The following is a 15502-nucleotide window of genomic DNA, read 5'->3' on the forward strand; positions in this document are numbered from 1 at the left end:
AGGCGAGGAAATCGGGAGCGGGTGTGTAAGCGGCCGCGCCGGAATCCTCCAGACCAAAGCAAAGGGGCCTTCACCGCATCAAAGCGGCGAAGGCCCCACTGCCTAAAGGCGACTTCGAGGTACGAACGGGCCTCTCACGCGGGGGCAAGGCGTGAAAGGACCGTTCATCACCCTCCTCGCCCCGTCTAGTCCTCCGCGTCCAGAGAGCGCGGCCGCGGCGAAGGCTTGAACCCCGGCGAGTTCTTCGCGACCGGAACAACCGCGAGCCGTCGGCGTCCCGGCATGGCGGCCACGAGCACGACACCGATCAGCAGCATCGCCGTACCCGTCCAGAACATCGGCACCGTGTCGTAGGCCGCGTTGGTGTAGGCCAGGTTCTTGACCGGACCCTTCGGCGCCGCGCCACCGTTGTTGCCCGCGGGCGGCGGAGTGGCCGTGCCGCACTCGACACCACCGGCCGGCGCGTACGCGCGAGCGATCTGCTCGCCGAGCGACACCTGGGCCAGCGACGACGGGAGGTTCTTCGCGGCCTCCGGCGGTAGCGCCTTCTGCAGCGCGGTCGTCGGCAGGATCTGCAGGTCCAGCAGCCGCGCCGAGGCGCCCATCTGGAAGCCCTTGAACGGCGAGGTCATGTCGCTCGACTTCTGGTTCAGCCCGGCGATCGACAGCTTCAGCACCCCGAGGTCGAGGGTGAGCCCGTTCCCGGCCTCGCCGCCCGGAAGGTGTTTGGTGGCACCGTCCATCATCTCGGCGAGCCCGCCGACGACCGGCACGTTCTTCAGCTGCTCGAAGCCGGGGACCTGCTTGAGCGACGGTAGCGGGATCCCGATCGGGATGTCCTTGGTCGGGTTGTTCGCGTCGAGGGTGAACAGCACCTTGTCGCCGCGGACGATCTGCAGCACGGGCGCGGTGTACTCGACCTTCGACGTCTTCTTGTCGCCGGTCGAGGTGACCCGCAGCGTCGGCTGGCTGGCGACCTTGATCGTCAGGCCGAGCGGCGTGCCCTTCAGCAGCTCGATGTTGGCCGCCTGCAGCGTCGAGGTCGATTCGACGGCCTTGTTCTTCGAGCCGGGGATGTCGACCAGCCGCACGACCGAACGCGACGACAGCGTGTTCGGCAGGCTCAGCACCGCGCCCTTGCCGTCGGCGTTGGTGCTGGTTCCCGAAAGCAGCCCGCCGAGGTTCGCCAGCGGGCCAAGCGCGGACAGGCCAGCCTGGAGCTGGTCGCTGGCCTGGGTCAGCTGCTTAGCGTCCGGGATGTTCGGGATGGTCGGCAGCAGGGCCAGGTTCGCGATCGACGTGCTCGAGTCGGCGATCGTGCCGACGCACGGGCCGAGCGTCGGGCTCCAGCGCGCGTGCGCCTCGCCGTTGAGCAGGCCCAGGTTGAACAGCGGGTTCTTCGGCGCGTTGAGGCCGCCGCTGATCGGCTTCGGGTTGTCCGGCAGGGCCGTCTGCACGAGGCTGCCCGGCGTCTGCGGCGCGTTGCCCGCGGCGGACAGGCCGAACGGCGACGACTGCGCGATCGCCTTTTCGTAGTTCAGGTAGGCCTCGGAGTTGGCCTGCGCGCTGGAAAGCCCCATCCCCGCCTCGAGCGCGGACTGCTTCGGCAGCATCTCGCCCGCACCGGGGAGGATGGCGCTGGTCGGCACCGCGTTCGGCAGCAACCGCAGGACGCCGAGTGCCGCACCCGCGTCACCGACCGCCTTGCCCAGCGGCTGTGGCCCGATCGGCGCCGACATCGGCGGCTGTCCCGGGTTCGCCGGATCGGGGATCGGCGTGGTCGGGATCGTCTGGGCCGTCGCCGGGGCCGCGGTCAGCAGAAGCAGGGCCGCGGCGGCCGGAAGCGCCAGCACACGGGGCAGTCGTTGCCGCATGAACAGGTCCTCCAGTGGGGATGGGCCGATCTTGGGGGACTGAGACCGGCGTCATAGGACCTTAACGACGGTGGCCCTCGAAGGTGACGTTCAAGCCTCCGCTACACTTGTCTCCGTCATCGGGTGCGAGCCCGATGTCCGCCGCCTTAGCTCAGTCGGCCAGAGCGATTCACTCGTAATGAATAGGTCAGGGGTTCGATTCCCCTAGGCGGCTCCGCAGGTCAGGGCCTCATTCGGACATCCGGATGGGGCCCTGACGCATTTCCGGCCCAGCGGAGAGCTCGCGCCGGAAGTTCACCCGTTGGTGTCACCCCTTGAGGAACATCCGCGACAGCGAAGTGCCGACTCCGGTGAGGTGATCGACGAGCGTGTCCGCGTCCGCGTCGAGCAGTCCGGAGCGCCACGCGAGCATGATCTCGACGAAACCGCCGATGCCCAGCAGGACGTTGACCCGGAACTCCAGCCCGTCCACGTCCGGCTTCAGATGCGGCCGCGCGAGTTCGATCAGCAGGCCGGTGGTCTCCTGGACGGTCTGCCGCCGGAGTTGCTCCAGCACCGCGCTGCCGGCGTGGTCGCCGAACAGGATCTGCGCGCGCGACGGCTCTTCCTGCACGTGGTGCACGACGACGTCGAGGGCGGCGCGGAGCTGCTCCAGGGCGGGTCGCTCGATGTGGGCGGCGACGGCGTCGAGGACCATCCGCAGGGTCTCGTCGCGGACCTGTTCCCAGGCGGTGGCGAGCAGCGCGTCGCGGTTGGCGAAGCTCTCGTAGAAGTACCGGTCGGTCAGGTTCGCCCGCGCACAGACGCCGCGCATGGTGACCGCCGCCCATCCTTGTTCCTGCCAGATGTCGAGTGCGGCGCCGAGGAGGGCGAGTCGTCGTTCGGCGCGGCGTTCGTCGGCGGTCTTGCCGCTGTAGCGGCGGGACGCGGTCACCGCTCCATCTTGACAGCAGGTGCCCTCGGAATCATTCTGAGGGCATGCGACCGCAGAATGGCCTGCGACCCGGTTTGGCCGCCGCGCTGACGTCCGCTTTCGTGCGGCCGATCGCCAACGCGATCCCGGCCAACCGGGCAGGCGTCGCCTTCTCCCGCGCTTTTATCGCGAGCAGCTTGTGGCTGGCTTCACCGCCGTTGAAGGGAAGCCGCGTCGAGCCGGGCATCCGCGGCGAGTGGGTCCGCGCGCCCGAAGTGAGCGAGGGCAACGCCGTGGTCCTCTACATCCACGGCAGCGGTTACGCGCTCTGCTCGGCGCGTACGCATCGCGGGCTGACCACGCGGGTCTCCGCTGGCACCGGGCTGCCGGTCTTCGCCTGCGAGTACCGGCTCGCGCCGCGGCATCGTTTCCCGAGCGCCGCCGACGACGTCCGCGCGGCCTACGACCGGCTCCTCGACCAGGGATATCGCCGGATCCTCGTCGCGGGCGACTCCGCGGGCGGGCATCTCGCGGTCGATCTCGCCGCGCAGCTGATCCGGGAGCGAAAAGACCCGCCTGCCGCGCTGGCCCTCTTCTCGCCGCTGTTCGACGTGACGTTCTCGCTGGCCGCCCAACGAGAACGTATGAGCCCGGACCCGATGATCTCCGCCGCCGCGGCCGCGCGGCTGGTCGGTCTGTACACAGTGGACGCCGACCTCGCGTCGACGCGGCTGCGGTTCGCCTTCGACGCCATCAAGGGTTTCCCGCCGACGATCATCCAGGCGGGCGGGCTGGAAATGCTCGCCGCGGACGCCATCGAACTCGCCAGGGCCCTGCGCCGCGCGGGCGCCGACTGCGAACTCGAAGTGGTCCCCGGCCAGATGCACGTCTTCCAGGCACTGACCCGCTTCATCCCCGAAGCGGCGCCGGCGATGGAGCGGGCTTGCCGCTTCCTCACCGGAAACCTACCGGCGATCGTGAGGGCGGCATGACGAAACGGACCCACGGAGCGCACGCGGTCGTCACCGGCGCGGGCAGCGGGATCGGGCGGGCGATCGCGGCCGAACTCGTCCGGCGCGGCAGCCGGGTCGTCTGCGCGGACATCGACCTCGAAGCCGCCGAGGAAACCGCGAAAACGCTCGAGAACGCGGTCGCCATCGGCTGTGACGTGTCCATTGTGGACGAGGTCGCCGAGCTCGCGAACCAGGCGCGATCCTGGTTCGGCCGCGACCCCGACCTCGTCGTCAACAACGCCGGGATCGGCGCGGGTGGCAAGCTCGTCGGGGAAAGCCCGCTGGCCGATTGGCAACGCACCCTCGGTGTGAACCTCTGGGGCGTGATCCACGGCTGCCACACCTTCGTCCCCGCCATGCGCGCGGCGCAGGCGGGCGGCGTCATCAACGTCGCTTCGGCGGCCGGCTTCACCGCCGCGCCGCGGATGGCCGCGTACAACGTGAGCAAGGCGGGCGTCGTCAGCCTTTCCGAAACGCTGGCCGCCGAACTGTCCGGCACGGGTGTCGCGGTCACCGTGCTGTGCCCGACCTTCGTACGCACCAACATCTTCGGCGGCGAGCTCATCGAAGACGGCGCGCGCGGTCTCGCGCAGCGAGTCTCCGACGTGGTCGGGTTCTCCGCCGAAAAAGTCGCGCGGATGACGCTCGACGCCCACGATCGCGGACGCCTGTACGTGGTGCCGCAACCCGACGCACAGCTTCTCTGGCACGCCAAGCGTTTCGTGCCCGTCCCGTACACGCGGGTCGCCGGTCTGCTCGGCCGGTTCCTGCCCGCCGAAAAGGAGAAGTGATGGCCTACGACTTCGAGGCGATGCTCCAGACCATCAAGGACAAGCAGTGGTCGCTGGCCGACATCGACTGGGACGCGCCCGGCGCGGAGACGATGACCGACGAACTCCGCGCCAAGATGCGGCCGTTCATGGCCGATCTCGTGTGGATCGAGCACGTCGGCGCCCGCGGGTTCGCCTCGCTGGCCAAGAAGGCGCCGACCCCGGTGATCCAGGAGATCTACCGCTATTTCCACGCGGAGGAACAGAAGCACGCCAACGCGGAACTGGCGTTGATGAAACGCTGGGGCATGCTCGACGAGCACGGTTCGATGCCCGAGCCGAACATCAACGTCAAGCTCGCAATCAAGGTCCTCGACGACTACGGCGACACGCTCCCGCTGACGGCGCTGGCCACGCTCATCCCGCTGCTGGAATGCGCGCTGGACGGCGCACTGGTGAAGTTCCTGCTGGAAGAGGTCTCCGATCCGGTGTGCCACCAGGTGTTCCGGCATATCAACTCCGACGAGTCCCGGCACATCACGGCGGACTTCGAGGTCTTGGAACTGATCGGCGCCGGCTCCACGACCAAGATCCTCACCGAATCCGTCGGCTCGCTCAAACCCCAGATCGTCCTCGGCCTGATCGTGGTGTTCGTCCCGCTGATCAACAAGATGCGGGACAACATCGTCGCGATGGGTCTCCCGGAGAAGAAGCTGTACAACGCCGTGAAGCGGTTCTCCACCATCGGCGGCCGCGGCGAGTTCACCAAACGCATCCCGGCGTACCACGTGCTCAAGGCGCAGGCGGCGATGATCGTCGACCGCTCGCACGTCTACCACCGGGTGCTCGCCGACCCGATGGTGAAGGTGACCCGCCTGATCCCCGCGCGGCTGCTGGGAAAGCCGCACTCGTGGACCGAGGAGATCACCCACGAACCGGTCGCGTCATGAGCCTCGGCGAATTCCGGGGCGAGGTGCTGCGCGGCACCGAGTGGTTCGGGCACGACTTCTCCGGGCAGCGGGTGGCCGTGGTCGCACCCGGCCGCGAGGCGGCGCAGATCGTGCCCGAAGTGGCGGCCACCGCGCGTTCGGTGAAGGTGTTCCAGGAAGAACCCGACTGGGTCGTGCCGATGCCGGTCCCCGGACCGAGCGTCCTCGGCATCACCGTCGCCCGGGTTTTCCTGCGCTGGCAGGTGAAAGACCCGTGGATACGCAGGCTCCTGACGCCGGACCGGCGCTTCGGCTCGCGACGGACGGCGCCGGGTCTCAGTTACTACGGGGCGCTCACAAGGCCAGGGTGCAAGCTCATCACCTGGCCGGTCTACGCCTTCGCGCCCGGCGGCATCCGTACCGCCGAGGGTATCGAGCACCAGGCCGACGTCGTCGTGCTCGGCGCCAGTTCGCGTTTCGCCAAGGAAGGACTCCCCGTATGACGCCGGACCACGAGATCGCGATCATCGGCGGGGGTTTCTCCGGTATCGGTGCCGCGATCCTGCTGCACCGAGCCGGTTTCGAAGACTTCCTGATGCTGGAAGAGGGTGACGGCGTCGGCGGCGCCTGGCACTGGAACACCTATCCGGGTGTCGCCGTGGACATCCCGTCGTTCAGCTACCAGTTCTCGTTCGAGCAGATCTCCGGCTGGTCGCGGGTCTACGCGCCGGGCCGCGAGCTGAAGGCGTACGCCGACTACTGCGTCGACAAGTACGACATCCGCCGTCGGACGCGCCTCGGCAGCAAGGTCGTCTCCGCGACCTTCGACGACGAGACGCACTTGTGGCGCCTCGAAACCGCCGAGGGCTGGGCGATGACGGCACGGTTCGTCGTCGGCGCCACCGGCGTGCTCACCCAGCCGAAGCCGCCGGACATCGCCGGGCTCGACGCGTTTCGGGGCACGGTCATGCACACCGCGCGCTGGGACCACGGCGTCGACCTGCGCGGGAAACGCGTCGCCGTCGTCGGCACCGGGGCTTCGGCCGTGCAGGTGATCCCGTCCATCGCGCCGGAGGCGGGTCACCTGACGGTGTTCCAGCGCACGCCGATCTGGTGCCTGCCCAAACCCGACGCCGTCCTGCCGCGGCCTGCCAGGCTCGCGCTGCGCCGGCTGCCGGGCGCGAAACTGGTGTCCCGCCTGGCCAGCCAGGCACTCGTCGAGGTGACCTTCCCGCTGGCCGCGCATTTCCACAACCTCCTGCCGACCGCCGGCGCGGGGGAGCGGATCGGGCGCGCGCATCTGCGCCGCGCGGTGAAGGACCCGGTGACCCGCGAGAAGCTCACCCCGCGTTACGCCTTGGGGTGCAAGCGGCCGAGCTTCTCCAACGAATACCTCCAGACGTTCAACCGGGACAACGTCTCGCTGGAGACCACGAGCATCGACGCGATCACCGAGTCCGGGGTGCGCACCACCGACGGCACTGAGCACCCGGTCGACGTCCTGGTGCTGGCCACCGGGTTCAAGGTGTTCGAGAAGGGCAACATGCCCGCCTTCACCGTGCGCGGATCCGGAGGTGCCGATCTGGAGAAGTTCTGGGAGGAGAACCGGTTCCAGGCCTATCAGGGCGTCAGCGTCCCCGGCTTCCCGAACTTCTTCTCCATTCTCGGGCCCTACGGCTACAACGGTTCCTCGTACTTCAACCTCATCGAGACGCAGACCGCGCACATCGTCCGCTGCCTGCGCAACGCAAGGAAGACCGGCGCGACCCGCGTCGAGGTCACGAACGAGGCCAACGACCGGTACTTCCGGAGCATGCTGGAGCGGCGCAAGCACCAGGTCTTCTTCCAGGACAGCTGTTCCCTGGCCAACAGCTACTACTTCGACGCGAACGGGGATGTGCCCTTCCGTGCCTCGCCGACCTTGGAAACGATGGTGACGAGCCGGTTCTTCGACCTCGACGACTACGCCTTCGCGGACGGCCGGTGAACACTGGCTGAAGTCCGCCGTCCCCCGCCGGGATGAGCCATAGGTTCGACACCCCGAACCTGGAGGCTGGTCTTGGAAGGCTTTCCCTGGGACGTCCTGCTCGCGGTGGTCGGGATCGCCGTCCCGGCCGTCGCGTTCCTGTGGGAGTTCGTGCTCGTCGGCCGCAAACGGCTCGGCTACCGCGTGCAGATGGACACCCCGACGGCGTCCGGGCGCGGGTTCGCGCCGTCGGCCGACGCGCTCGCGCAGCTCCAGCACGAGAACGGCGAACGGCTCGTCGACCCGTCGTTCGTGCTGCTGCGCATCGAGAACAGCGGCACCACCGACATCGACACCGACGACTACGCGGTCAACGAGAACGACCACGTCGGCATCCGCGTGAAGTTCCCCGGCCGCACCGTGGCCGGGATGGTGGTGACCGAACTCAGCTCGCCGCATCTGCACGAATGTTTCGGCGACGACTCCGGTTTCGGCGCGCGCGACGAGAACCCCGAACGGCCGGCCGGGGTGATCGACCTGCCGAGGGTGCCGCTGAACCGCGGCGCGCACTACAAGATCCTCGCCGTGCTCGACCGCGTCCCCAACGGCTCGCCCGACGCTTTCGACGATCCTCAGGTCATCGGCGAGATCAAGGGCGGCAGCCTCCGCGAGACCAAGAGTCGCACCGGGCCGACCGGTTCGGTGATGGCGCTGATCCTCTTCCTCGTCGTGATCAGCATCTTCCAGCTGACCCGGTCGCTGTTCTTCGACGAGAAGCCGCCGCCGCTGGACTGCGCGTCCGGGAAGCTCACGATCACCGGCTCGACGGCCTTCGCGCCGGTGCTGAAGGAAGCGACGGCTTCGTACTCGAAGACGTGCCCAGGCGCGTCGTTCGTCTTCGACAGCCGGGGGAGCGCCGAAGGGCTGGGCAGCCTGAACCAGGCGGCGAACGACGGCACGCTGGCGTTCTCCGACGGCGCGAAGGGCGAAGGATTCCCGCAACTGCTGCCGCGCCCGGTCGCGTTCTCGCTGTTCACGCTCGTGGTCAACAAGGAATCGGGCGTCCAGGACCTTTCGCTCGCGCAGATCCGCGACGTCTACGACGGCAAGATCGCGAACTGGCGGGAGATCGGCGGCAAGGATCAGCCGGTCCGGCTCGTCGACCGGCATTCCGATTCCGGCACGCGGCGGACGTTCGAGGCCCAGATCCTGGCGGGCAAGCGGGAACCCGGCGACAACTCCGACGACTGCCTCAAACCGGCGCCGGGCGCCCAGCCGGGAGTGGTGCGGTGCGCGAAGCCGTCCACCAGCGACGTCCTCGACGCGGTTTCGCGGGTGCCGGGCGCGCTGGGCTACAGCGAACTGGGCGCGGCCACGAAACGCGAGGACGTGCTGCCGGTGCGGATCGACGGCCACCAGGCGACCCTGGAGGGTGCGATCCACGCGGCGTACCCGTTCTGGGAGACCGAGTACGCGTACACGTTCGGCGAGCCGAAGGCCGACTCGCTCGTCGCGAGCTTCCTGCGGTACCTGACGAATCAGGTCGGCAAGGACATCGTCCGGTCCCATGGGCACCGGCCGTGCGCGGAACTGGCGAATCCGGTGCTGTGCCGTCCGGGTGCGTGAAGGCCCCCTCAGGCACCCGGACGCCGGCCCCGGCTCAGGGCGTCGCGAAAGCCACTTTCGGGACATCAGGCGTCGCGAAAGTGGCTTTCGCGACATGCGTCCAGACTTCCCCTCGGCAAGCGCGTGAAGGCCCCCTTCAGGTCATGAAGGGGGCCTTCACGCGGGAACGAGTCAGGCGGGCGGCTTCAGCGTGACGACGGTGGCGCTGGTCTCGCCGCGCGGCGTCCGGTACGTGATCTCGTCGCCCTCCTTGGCGCCGACGAGCGCCAGGCCGAGCGGGCTGTCCGAAGTGACCGTGGAGGCGTCGGCGTCCTCGCCCGGGATCGTGACGATGTGGAGCTCGTCCTCGTCGCCGTCGGCGAACCTGAGGGTGACGGTGGTGCCGTCGGGCAGCAGACCCTTGCTGTTCCGGCCGCCGTGCTCGAGCTTCGCCGCGACGTCGGCGATGCGCCGGTCGAGGTAGGCGGCGGCCTCCGCGCGGTCCAGCACCTCCGCCTGATCGGCGGCGTCGCCGGTTCGTTCCTGCTCACCGACGAGCGGCGCCATCGCGTCGCGCTGCGCACGCAGATCGGCGAGTTCCTTCTCCAGCTGCCGTCGCGCGGCCGGGCTGAACCCGTTGTCCCCTGAGGTCACCATGCCGCGCATTGTCCGCTACGGATCGGCGGCTAGCCACCTAGATTTTTCACCCGCTGTGATCGGCCAGGACGGTTGCCCTAAGCTTCAGGGCTCCCGTCCTGACTACTTGGTGTAAGGAACTTCGTGACCGCCGTTCCCGGCCGCAGCGCGCGGCTCTCCCCCAATCAGCTGCAGAAACAGGAACAGATCGTCGAAGCGGCGCGTGTCGTGCTCGCCAGGGACGGGCTCGCGGGCTGCACCGTCCGCGCGATCGCGGACGCCGGACCGCTCACGAAGAGTGCGATTCATTACTACTTCGCGGATATCGACGTCCTGATCGACCGCGCGATGGCGGCGCACATCACAACGTTCATCGCCGATTTGCGCAAAATTTCGGCGAAGCACGATCACCCGTCCGAGCGGCTCTTCGCCGCGCTGGAGGCCTTCCTCGGCGAGTTCTCCGGCCGCCCGAACGCGGCCTTCCTCTGGTTCGAATACTGGATCGCCGCGGGCCGCGCGCAGCATCCTCAGGCCATCGACGTGATGCTGACGTCGATCACCGAACTCCTCGCGGAACTGCTCGCCCCGCTCGACGTCGAAGACCCGCGGGCACGGGCGCGCGCACTGCTGTCCTACCTGCTCGGCGCGATCGTCCAGCAGCGCGTCCGGCGGCGGCCGTTCGCCGCGTTGCGTGGCGACATCGAAGCTCTCTGTTTCGCGAACTACGGGTAGAAATACGCATTAGATCCGTACCGTTACGGATTGTTCGGTCTTCCCGCTCCGGCCATGGTGAGGTTCCCCTTCCCTTGCCTGAGAGCTAGGAGACGACGATGCGCATAAGACGGTGCATGGCCGCGGCGATCGCGGCCGTCGCGGCGTTCACCATCCCGGTCGCGGCGAGTCCGGCGACCGCGGACCAGCAGGCCGAGGACGCGCAGGTGCAGATCTACGAGGTCTTCGGCACCGGGACCTCGCAGCAGCGCACCCAGATCTCCCGGCTCGGTGTCGACGTCCTCGGTTCCGCGGGCGGCACGACCACGTTCATCGGCGAGGCGAGCGACGCGGCGAAGATCCGTTCGCTCGGCTACCGCGTCGAGCAGCGCGGCGTCGTCGACCGGTCGGAGAAGGTCGGCACCAACGCGATCAACGACTTCCCGCCGTCGGACTCCGGCTTCCACAACTACGCCGAGGTCACGACCGAACTCCGCAACGCCCAGTCGAACTTCGGCTCGATCGCGCGCCTGAGCAGCGTCGGCAACTCGTACCAGGGCCGCGCGCTGAACATGCTCAAGATCAGTGACAACGTCGCCACGGACGAGAACGAGCCCGAAGTCCTCTTCACCTGCAACCAGCACGCCCGCGAGCACCTCACCACCGAGATGTGCCTGCGGATCGTGAACCGGTTCACCCAGGGCTACGCCTCCGACCCGGCGATCAAACGGTTCGTCGACAGCGCCGAGATCTACGTGATCCCGAACGTCAACCCGGACGGCTCGGAGTACGACATCTCCGGCGGCAGCTACAAGTACTGGCGCAAGAACCGCCAGGGCAACGGCACCGACCCCAACCGCAACTGGGCCTACAACTGGGGCTGCTGCGGTGGTTCGTCGGGCTCGACGACCAGTGAGACCTACCGCGGTCCCTCGGCGTTCTCCGCGCCCGAGACCCGCGCGGTGTCCAACTTCGTCAACTCGCGCAAGATCGGCGGCGTCCAGCAGATCAAGGCGAGCATCGACTTCCACACCTATTCGGAGCTCGTGCTGTGGCCGTTCGGCTTCACCTACAACGACACCGCCCCCGGCATGACCGCCGCGGAAGCGCAGCGGTTCCAGACGCTGGGGCGGCAGCTGGCGGCGACCAACGGCTACACGCCGCAGCAGTCGAGCGACCTGTACATCACGGACGGGACGATCGACGACTGGATGTGGGGCACCCACAAGATCCTGAGCTTCACCTTCGAGATGTACCCGCGGGGATCGAACCCCGGCTTCTACCCGCCCGACGAGGTGATCGTCCGGGAGACCACGCGTAACGACAAGGCCGTGGACCTCCTGCTGAACACCGCCATCGGCTGACCCATTCAGCGCGTGAAGGCCCCCTTCCCTCGGCTCAGCCGCGTGAAGGGGGCCTTCACGCGCTCGGGCGCATAGGGTGCGGGGCATGCCGATGTTCGAATTCGAGGGACACCGTCCCCAGGTGGATCCCGAAGCGTGGATCGCCCCCACCGCCACCCTGATCGGCGACGTCGTCGTCGAGAAGGGCGCCTCCGTCTGGTACGGCGCCGTGCTGCGCGCCGATTTCGGGCGGATCCTCATCCGCGAGGGCGCCAACATCCAGGACAACTCGGTCATCCACGTCAACGGCGGCGTGACCGAGGTCGGCAAGAACGTCACGGTCGGGCACCAGTGCCTCGTGCACGACTGCACGATCGGCGAGCAGGCGCTGATCGGGAACGGCTCGACTGTGCTCGACAAGGCGCAGATCGGCGCGAAGGCCCTGGTCGCGGCCGGCGCCACGGTGACGCCGGGGATGATCATCCCGCCGGAGACGGTCGCCATGGGCAGCCCGGCGAAGAAGCACGTCCCGCTCGACGGCACCGCCCGCGGCTGGGTCGAGCACAACGCGGCGATCTACCAGGAGCTGGCACGCCGCCACGCGGAGAGCGTCAAGCAGATCGATTGACTCTCCAGTAACTGGAGACCATAGCTTCGGGCGCATGGCACCGAAGACGAAGAAGAAGACACACCAGGCGACGCTCGAGTTGACCGCCGGCAACGCGCCGGTGGTCAACCTCGGGAAGACGCTCGGGCAGACCGGCGTGAACCTCGTCGAGGTCAAGAAGGCCTACGACGCGGCGACCGCCACGCAGCGCGGCGACATCGTTCCGGTGGTCGTGTCGGTGTTCGAGGATCGCTCCTTCGAACTGCGGCTGAAAACCCCGCCGGCGTCGTTCCTCATCAAGAAAGCCTTGGGCGGCAAGGGATCCGGTCGTCCGGGACATGAGGTCGCCGGGAAGCTGACCCGGGAACAGCTGCGCGAGATCGCCGAGCGGAAACTGCCGGACCTCAACACCGGCGACATCGAAGCGGCCATGCGCACGATCGCGGGCACGGCCCGCTCGATGGGCGTCGCGATCGAAGAACCGTGACGCGCAAGCACGTGATCGTCCCGCCTTTCCGCGACCTCGACCCGGCGCTCGAGGTCGCGGAAAGGCTTTTGGCGCAAGGAAATCCGTGGCTCACCGGTGTCGTGTCGGCGCTGCCCGACGAGTACGCCGCCGCCGATCGGCTCAACCGGGTCCTCGCCGGGAACGGCGCCGCGCCCCGGCTGGTCGAGGTCGGGAACGGCTGGCGCCTGGTGCAGGTGCCGTCGTGGCCGGGCTGCGGCGACCTGGTCGCGGGCGCCTCCGGGCTGGCGGAACTCGTCGTGTTCGGCGGCTGGCGGCGGATCAAACGCTGCGCCGTCTGCGCACAGGCGTTCTGTGATCGCACGGCCGGATGCAGCCGCCGATGGTGCGCCCGGCATCGTCCGCACGCCGAGTCACGCCCGAGCGGAGTGCTCTAGTCTGGTCCGCACCAGCGACTGGCGCCATTTGAGGTGGAGCACCACCGGGAAGCGACGACAAGGCCGGTACCGCGCGCCTGGGTCCGGCCGTCTCTGGCAGGAGTACGTCCGATGACACACCAGCCCGAACTTTCCGCGCTCGCCGCCGCCGACCCGCAGATCGCGGGGCTCGTGGAGGACGAGGCGAAACGCCAGCACGACAAGATCCGCCTGATCGCGTCCGAGAACTACGTCTCCCAGGCCGTACTGGAGGCGACGGGCACCGTCCTCACCAACAAGTACTCCGAGGGCTACGCCGGCAAGCGGTATTACGAGGGCCAGCAGCTCATCGACCAGGTCGAGAAGCTCGCCATCGAGCGCGCGAAGGCCGTCTTCGGCGTCGACCACGCGAACGTCCAGCCGTATTCCGGCTCCCCGGCGAACCTCGCGGTGTACCTCGCTTTCGCGCAGCCGGGTGACACCGTGCTCGGCATGGCGCTGCCGGACGGCGGCCACCTCACGCACGGCTGGAGCGTGTCCGCGACCGGCAAGTGGTTCACCCCGGTCCGCTACGGCGTCCGCAAGGAGACCGGCCGCGTCGACCTCGACCAGGTCCGCGAACTCGCGCTGAAGCACCGGCCGAAGCTGATCTTCGCGGGCGGCACCGCGATCCCGCGCACCATCGACTTCCCGGCGTTCGCGGAGATCGCCCGTGAGGTCGACGCGGTCCTGGTCGCCGACATCGCCCACATCGCCGGGCTGGTCGCCGGTGGCGCGCACCCGTCGCCGGTCGGGCACGCGCAGGTCATCACCACGACCACGCACAAGACGCTGCGCGGTCCGCGCGGCGCGATGATCCTTTCCGACGCCGACCACGCGAAGGCCGTCGACAAGGCGGTGTTCCCCGGACTGCAGGGCGGCCCGCACAACCACACGACCGCCGCGATCGCCGTCGCGCTGGGCGAGGCGCAGAAGCCGGAGTTCTCCGACTACGCGCACACGATCGTCGCGAACGCGCGTGCGCTGGCGGAGGCGCTGGTGGAGCGCGGCTACGACCTCGTGTCCGGCGGCACCGACAACCACCTGCTGCTGATCGACCTGACGAACAAGAACGTGCCGGGCAAACCCGCCGCGCAGGCGCTGGACCGCGCGGGCATCGAGCTGAACTACAACACGGTGCCGTTCGACCCGCGCAAGCCGTTCGACCCGTCCGGTATCCGGCTCGGCACCTCCGCGATCACCACCCGCGGGCTCAAGCCGGAGCACCAGACGCAGGTCGCGGAGTGGATCGACCGCACGATCACCGCGGCGGCGGGCGAGGAACAGTCCGCTTTGGACACCATCGCCGCCGAGATCCGCGAGTTCCTGGCGCCGTTCCCGATCCCGGGCTACTCGGCTTAAGCAGGTAGCGCGTGAAGGCCCCCTTCCCTCGACTGAGCCGAGGGAAGGGGGCCTTCACGCGCTACGGGCCGGGATCGATCGACACCGTCGGCGGGCGGTGACCTGCGGGGAGGCGCAGTCGAGGTACATGAAGGCCCCCTTCCTGTACCTAGGCGCAAGGAAGGGGGCCTTCATGTACTGGGGAGACGCGACCAGGCACTTACGAAACGCACGAAGGGGCCCTTCACCGCATGCGATGCGGTGAAGGGCCCCTTCGGCACTCCGAAACTAGTGAGCCGCCGGACCGTCGATGGCCTCCTTGGCCAGCCGGTCGGTCTCACGGTCGAGCGAACGCTTGATCTCGGCCTCGGCCTCGGACCGTCCGACCCAGCTCGAACCCTCGACGCTCTTGCCCGGCTCCAGGTCCTTGTACACCTCGAAGAAGTGCTGGATCTCGAGCTTGTGGAACTCGTTCAGGTGGTGGATGTCGCGGAGGTGCTCCAGCCGCGGGTCGTTCGTGGGCACCGCGAGGACCTTGTCGTCCGGGCCCTTCTCGTCGGTCATCCGGAACATGCCGATCGCGCGGCAGCGGATCAGGCAGCCCGGGAAGGTCGGCTCCTGGACGAGCACCAGGACGTCGAGCGGGTCGCCGTCCTGGCCGAGGGTGTCGTCGATGAACCCGTAGTCGGCGGGGTACTGGGTGGCGGTGAACAGCGTCCGGTCGAGTTTGATCCGACCGGTCTTGTGGTCCACCTCGTACTTGTTGCGCTCCCCCTTGGGGATTTCGATAGTGACGTCGAATTCCACGCCGGCCTCGCTGCTCTCGTCTTTGGTACGCCCCGCCGTCGCGGACGGCTCACCGAAATCATCGTC

The 15502-nt window shown here is 68.4% G+C and carries 16 protein-coding genes and 1 tRNA gene; 13 read left to right on the forward strand and 4 right to left on the reverse strand.

Going from position 1 to position 15502, the window contains the following annotated elements; translation table 11 throughout:
* Positions 1 to 185 precede the first annotated feature (185 nt).
* Positions 186 to 1874: a hypothetical protein gene (locus tag DMH01_RS37575; protein WP_125683455.1), complete on the reverse strand. Its 1689-nt coding sequence runs from the start codon at positions 1872 to 1874 to the stop codon at positions 186 to 188.
* A gap of 140 nt (positions 1875 to 2014) precedes the next feature.
* On the opposite strand from DMH01_RS37575, the gene DMH01_RS37580 reads away from it, so the two are divergent.
* Positions 2015 to 2088: transfer RNA gene (locus DMH01_RS37580), tRNA-Thr, on the forward strand.
* Between the two features lie 93 nt (positions 2089 to 2181).
* Here DMH01_RS37580 and DMH01_RS37585 read toward each other — a convergent pair.
* Positions 2182 to 2808, reverse strand: coding sequence for a TetR/AcrR family transcriptional regulator (locus DMH01_RS37585; protein ID WP_125683457.1), 627 nt, complete (start codon positions 2806 to 2808; stop codon positions 2182 to 2184).
* Between the two features lie 44 nt (positions 2809 to 2852).
* Between DMH01_RS37585 and DMH01_RS37590 the strand changes: the two genes are divergently transcribed.
* The 6 genes from DMH01_RS37590 (at position 2853) to DMH01_RS37615 (ending at position 9091) form a co-directional block, all read left to right on the forward strand.
* Complete coding sequence (locus DMH01_RS37590; protein ID WP_199745776.1) at positions 2853 to 3779, forward strand: alpha/beta hydrolase; 927 nt, start codon at positions 2853 to 2855, stop codon at positions 3777 to 3779.
* Positions 3776 to 4591, forward strand: a complete 816-nt coding sequence (locus tag DMH01_RS37595) for an SDR family oxidoreductase (protein WP_125683459.1) — start codon at positions 3776 to 3778, stop codon at positions 4589 to 4591. Before DMH01_RS37590 ends, DMH01_RS37595 begins: the two co-directional genes overlap by 4 nt.
* Positions 4591 to 5520 (forward strand): ferritin-like domain-containing protein, encoded by a 930-nt coding sequence (locus tag DMH01_RS37600; RefSeq protein WP_125683461.1) that lies wholly within the window; start codon positions 4591 to 4593, stop codon positions 5518 to 5520. The genes DMH01_RS37595 and DMH01_RS37600 overlap by 1 nt, the downstream gene beginning before the upstream one ends.
* The gene (locus tag DMH01_RS37605; protein ID WP_125683463.1) at positions 5517 to 6002 is read left to right on the forward strand and encodes an FAD-dependent oxidoreductase; all 486 of its coding nucleotides are present in this window, start codon (positions 5517 to 5519) and stop codon (positions 6000 to 6002) included. Before DMH01_RS37600 ends, DMH01_RS37605 begins: the two co-directional genes overlap by 4 nt.
* Positions 5999 to 7486: an NAD(P)/FAD-dependent oxidoreductase gene (locus DMH01_RS37610; RefSeq protein WP_125683465.1), complete on the forward strand. Its 1488-nt coding sequence runs from the start codon at positions 5999 to 6001 to the stop codon at positions 7484 to 7486. The genes DMH01_RS37605 and DMH01_RS37610 overlap by 4 nt, the downstream gene beginning before the upstream one ends.
* Before the next feature lie 72 nt (positions 7487 to 7558).
* A complete protein-coding gene (locus tag DMH01_RS37615) occupies positions 7559 to 9091 on the forward strand; it encodes a PstS family phosphate ABC transporter substrate-binding protein (RefSeq protein ID WP_125683468.1) in 1533 nt (510 codons plus the stop codon).
* Between the two features lie 171 nt (positions 9092 to 9262).
* On the opposite strand, the gene DMH01_RS37620 is transcribed toward DMH01_RS37615, so the two are convergent.
* On the reverse strand, positions 9263 to 9727 hold the full coding sequence (locus DMH01_RS37620; RefSeq protein ID WP_034310019.1) for a GreA/GreB family elongation factor: 465 nt from the start codon (positions 9725 to 9727) through the stop codon (positions 9263 to 9265).
* A 123-nt stretch (positions 9728 to 9850) separates the two neighbouring features.
* On the opposite strand from DMH01_RS37620, the gene DMH01_RS37625 reads away from it, so the two are divergent.
* The 6 genes from DMH01_RS37625 to glyA all read left to right on the forward strand — a co-directional run bounded on the left by DMH01_RS37625 (position 9851) and on the right by glyA (position 14650).
* A complete protein-coding gene (locus tag DMH01_RS37625) occupies positions 9851 to 10438 on the forward strand; it encodes a TetR/AcrR family transcriptional regulator (protein WP_034310021.1) in 588 nt (195 codons plus the stop codon).
* 116 nt (positions 10439 to 10554) lie between these two features.
* Positions 10555 to 11781 carry a M14 family metallopeptidase gene (locus tag DMH01_RS37630; RefSeq protein ID WP_125684110.1) on the forward strand — a complete coding sequence of 409 codons (1227 nt, stop codon included), beginning with the start codon at positions 10555 to 10557 and terminating at the stop codon, positions 11779 to 11781.
* 85 nt (positions 11782 to 11866) lie between these two features.
* On the forward strand, positions 11867 to 12388 hold the full coding sequence (locus tag DMH01_RS37635; protein WP_037318393.1) for a gamma carbonic anhydrase family protein: 522 nt from the start codon (positions 11867 to 11869) through the stop codon (positions 12386 to 12388).
* A 34-nt stretch (positions 12389 to 12422) separates the two neighbouring features.
* A complete protein-coding gene (gene rplK, locus DMH01_RS37640) occupies positions 12423 to 12854 on the forward strand; it encodes a 50S ribosomal protein L11 (RefSeq protein WP_125683470.1) in 432 nt (143 codons plus the stop codon).
* Positions 12851 to 13270 carry a hypothetical protein gene (locus DMH01_RS37645; RefSeq protein ID WP_125683472.1) on the forward strand — a complete coding sequence of 140 codons (420 nt, stop codon included), beginning with the start codon at positions 12851 to 12853 and terminating at the stop codon, positions 13268 to 13270. Before rplK ends, DMH01_RS37645 begins: the two co-directional genes overlap by 4 nt.
* Positions 13271 to 13381: 111 nt before the next feature.
* A complete protein-coding gene (glyA, locus tag DMH01_RS37650) occupies positions 13382 to 14650 on the forward strand; it encodes a serine hydroxymethyltransferase (RefSeq protein WP_125683474.1) in 1269 nt (422 codons plus the stop codon).
* A gap of 267 nt (positions 14651 to 14917) precedes the next feature.
* Here glyA and DMH01_RS37655 read toward each other — a convergent pair whose 3' ends face one another.
* Positions 14918 to 15436 (reverse strand): inorganic diphosphatase, encoded by a 519-nt coding sequence (locus tag DMH01_RS37655; RefSeq protein ID WP_034310036.1) that lies wholly within the window; start codon positions 15434 to 15436, stop codon positions 14918 to 14920.
* Positions 15437 to 15502 lie beyond the last annotated feature (66 nt).

The organism is Amycolatopsis sp. WAC 04182, from assembly GCF_003947465.1.
GTDB lineage: Bacteria > Actinomycetota > Actinomycetes > Mycobacteriales > Pseudonocardiaceae > Amycolatopsis.

Bases quoted from the DNA above. Each gene is read 5' to 3' on its own strand.
- DMH01_RS37635 (WP_037318393.1), top strand. From the start codon at position 11,867: ATGCCGATGTTCGAATTCGAGGGACACCGTCCCCAGGTGGATCCCGAA.
- DMH01_RS37600 (WP_125683461.1), top strand. From the start codon at position 4,591: ATGGCCTACGACTTCGAGGCGATGCTCCAGACCATCAAGGACAAGCAG.
- rplK (WP_125683470.1), top strand. From the start codon at position 12,423: ATGGCACCGAAGACGAAGAAGAAGACACACCAGGCGACGCTCGAGTTG.
- DMH01_RS37590 (WP_199745776.1), top strand. From the start codon at position 2,853: ATGCGACCGCAGAATGGCCTGCGACCCGGTTTGGCCGCCGCGCTGACG.
- DMH01_RS37605 (WP_125683463.1), top strand. From the start codon at position 5,517: ATGAGCCTCGGCGAATTCCGGGGCGAGGTGCTGCGCGGCACCGAGTGG.
- DMH01_RS37620 (WP_034310019.1), bottom strand. From the start codon at position 9,727: ATGGTGACCTCAGGGGACAACGGGTTCAGCCCGGCCGCGCGACGGCAG.
- DMH01_RS37610 (WP_125683465.1), top strand. From the start codon at position 5,999: ATGACGCCGGACCACGAGATCGCGATCATCGGCGGGGGTTTCTCCGGT.
- DMH01_RS37630 (WP_125684110.1), top strand. From the start codon at position 10,555: ATGGCCGCGGCGATCGCGGCCGTCGCGGCGTTCACCATCCCGGTCGCG.
- glyA (WP_125683474.1), top strand. From the start codon at position 13,382: ATGACACACCAGCCCGAACTTTCCGCGCTCGCCGCCGCCGACCCGCAG.
- DMH01_RS37575 (WP_125683455.1), bottom strand. From the start codon at position 1,874: ATGCGGCAACGACTGCCCCGTGTGCTGGCGCTTCCGGCCGCCGCGGCC.
- DMH01_RS37595 (WP_125683459.1), top strand. From the start codon at position 3,776: ATGACGAAACGGACCCACGGAGCGCACGCGGTCGTCACCGGCGCGGGC.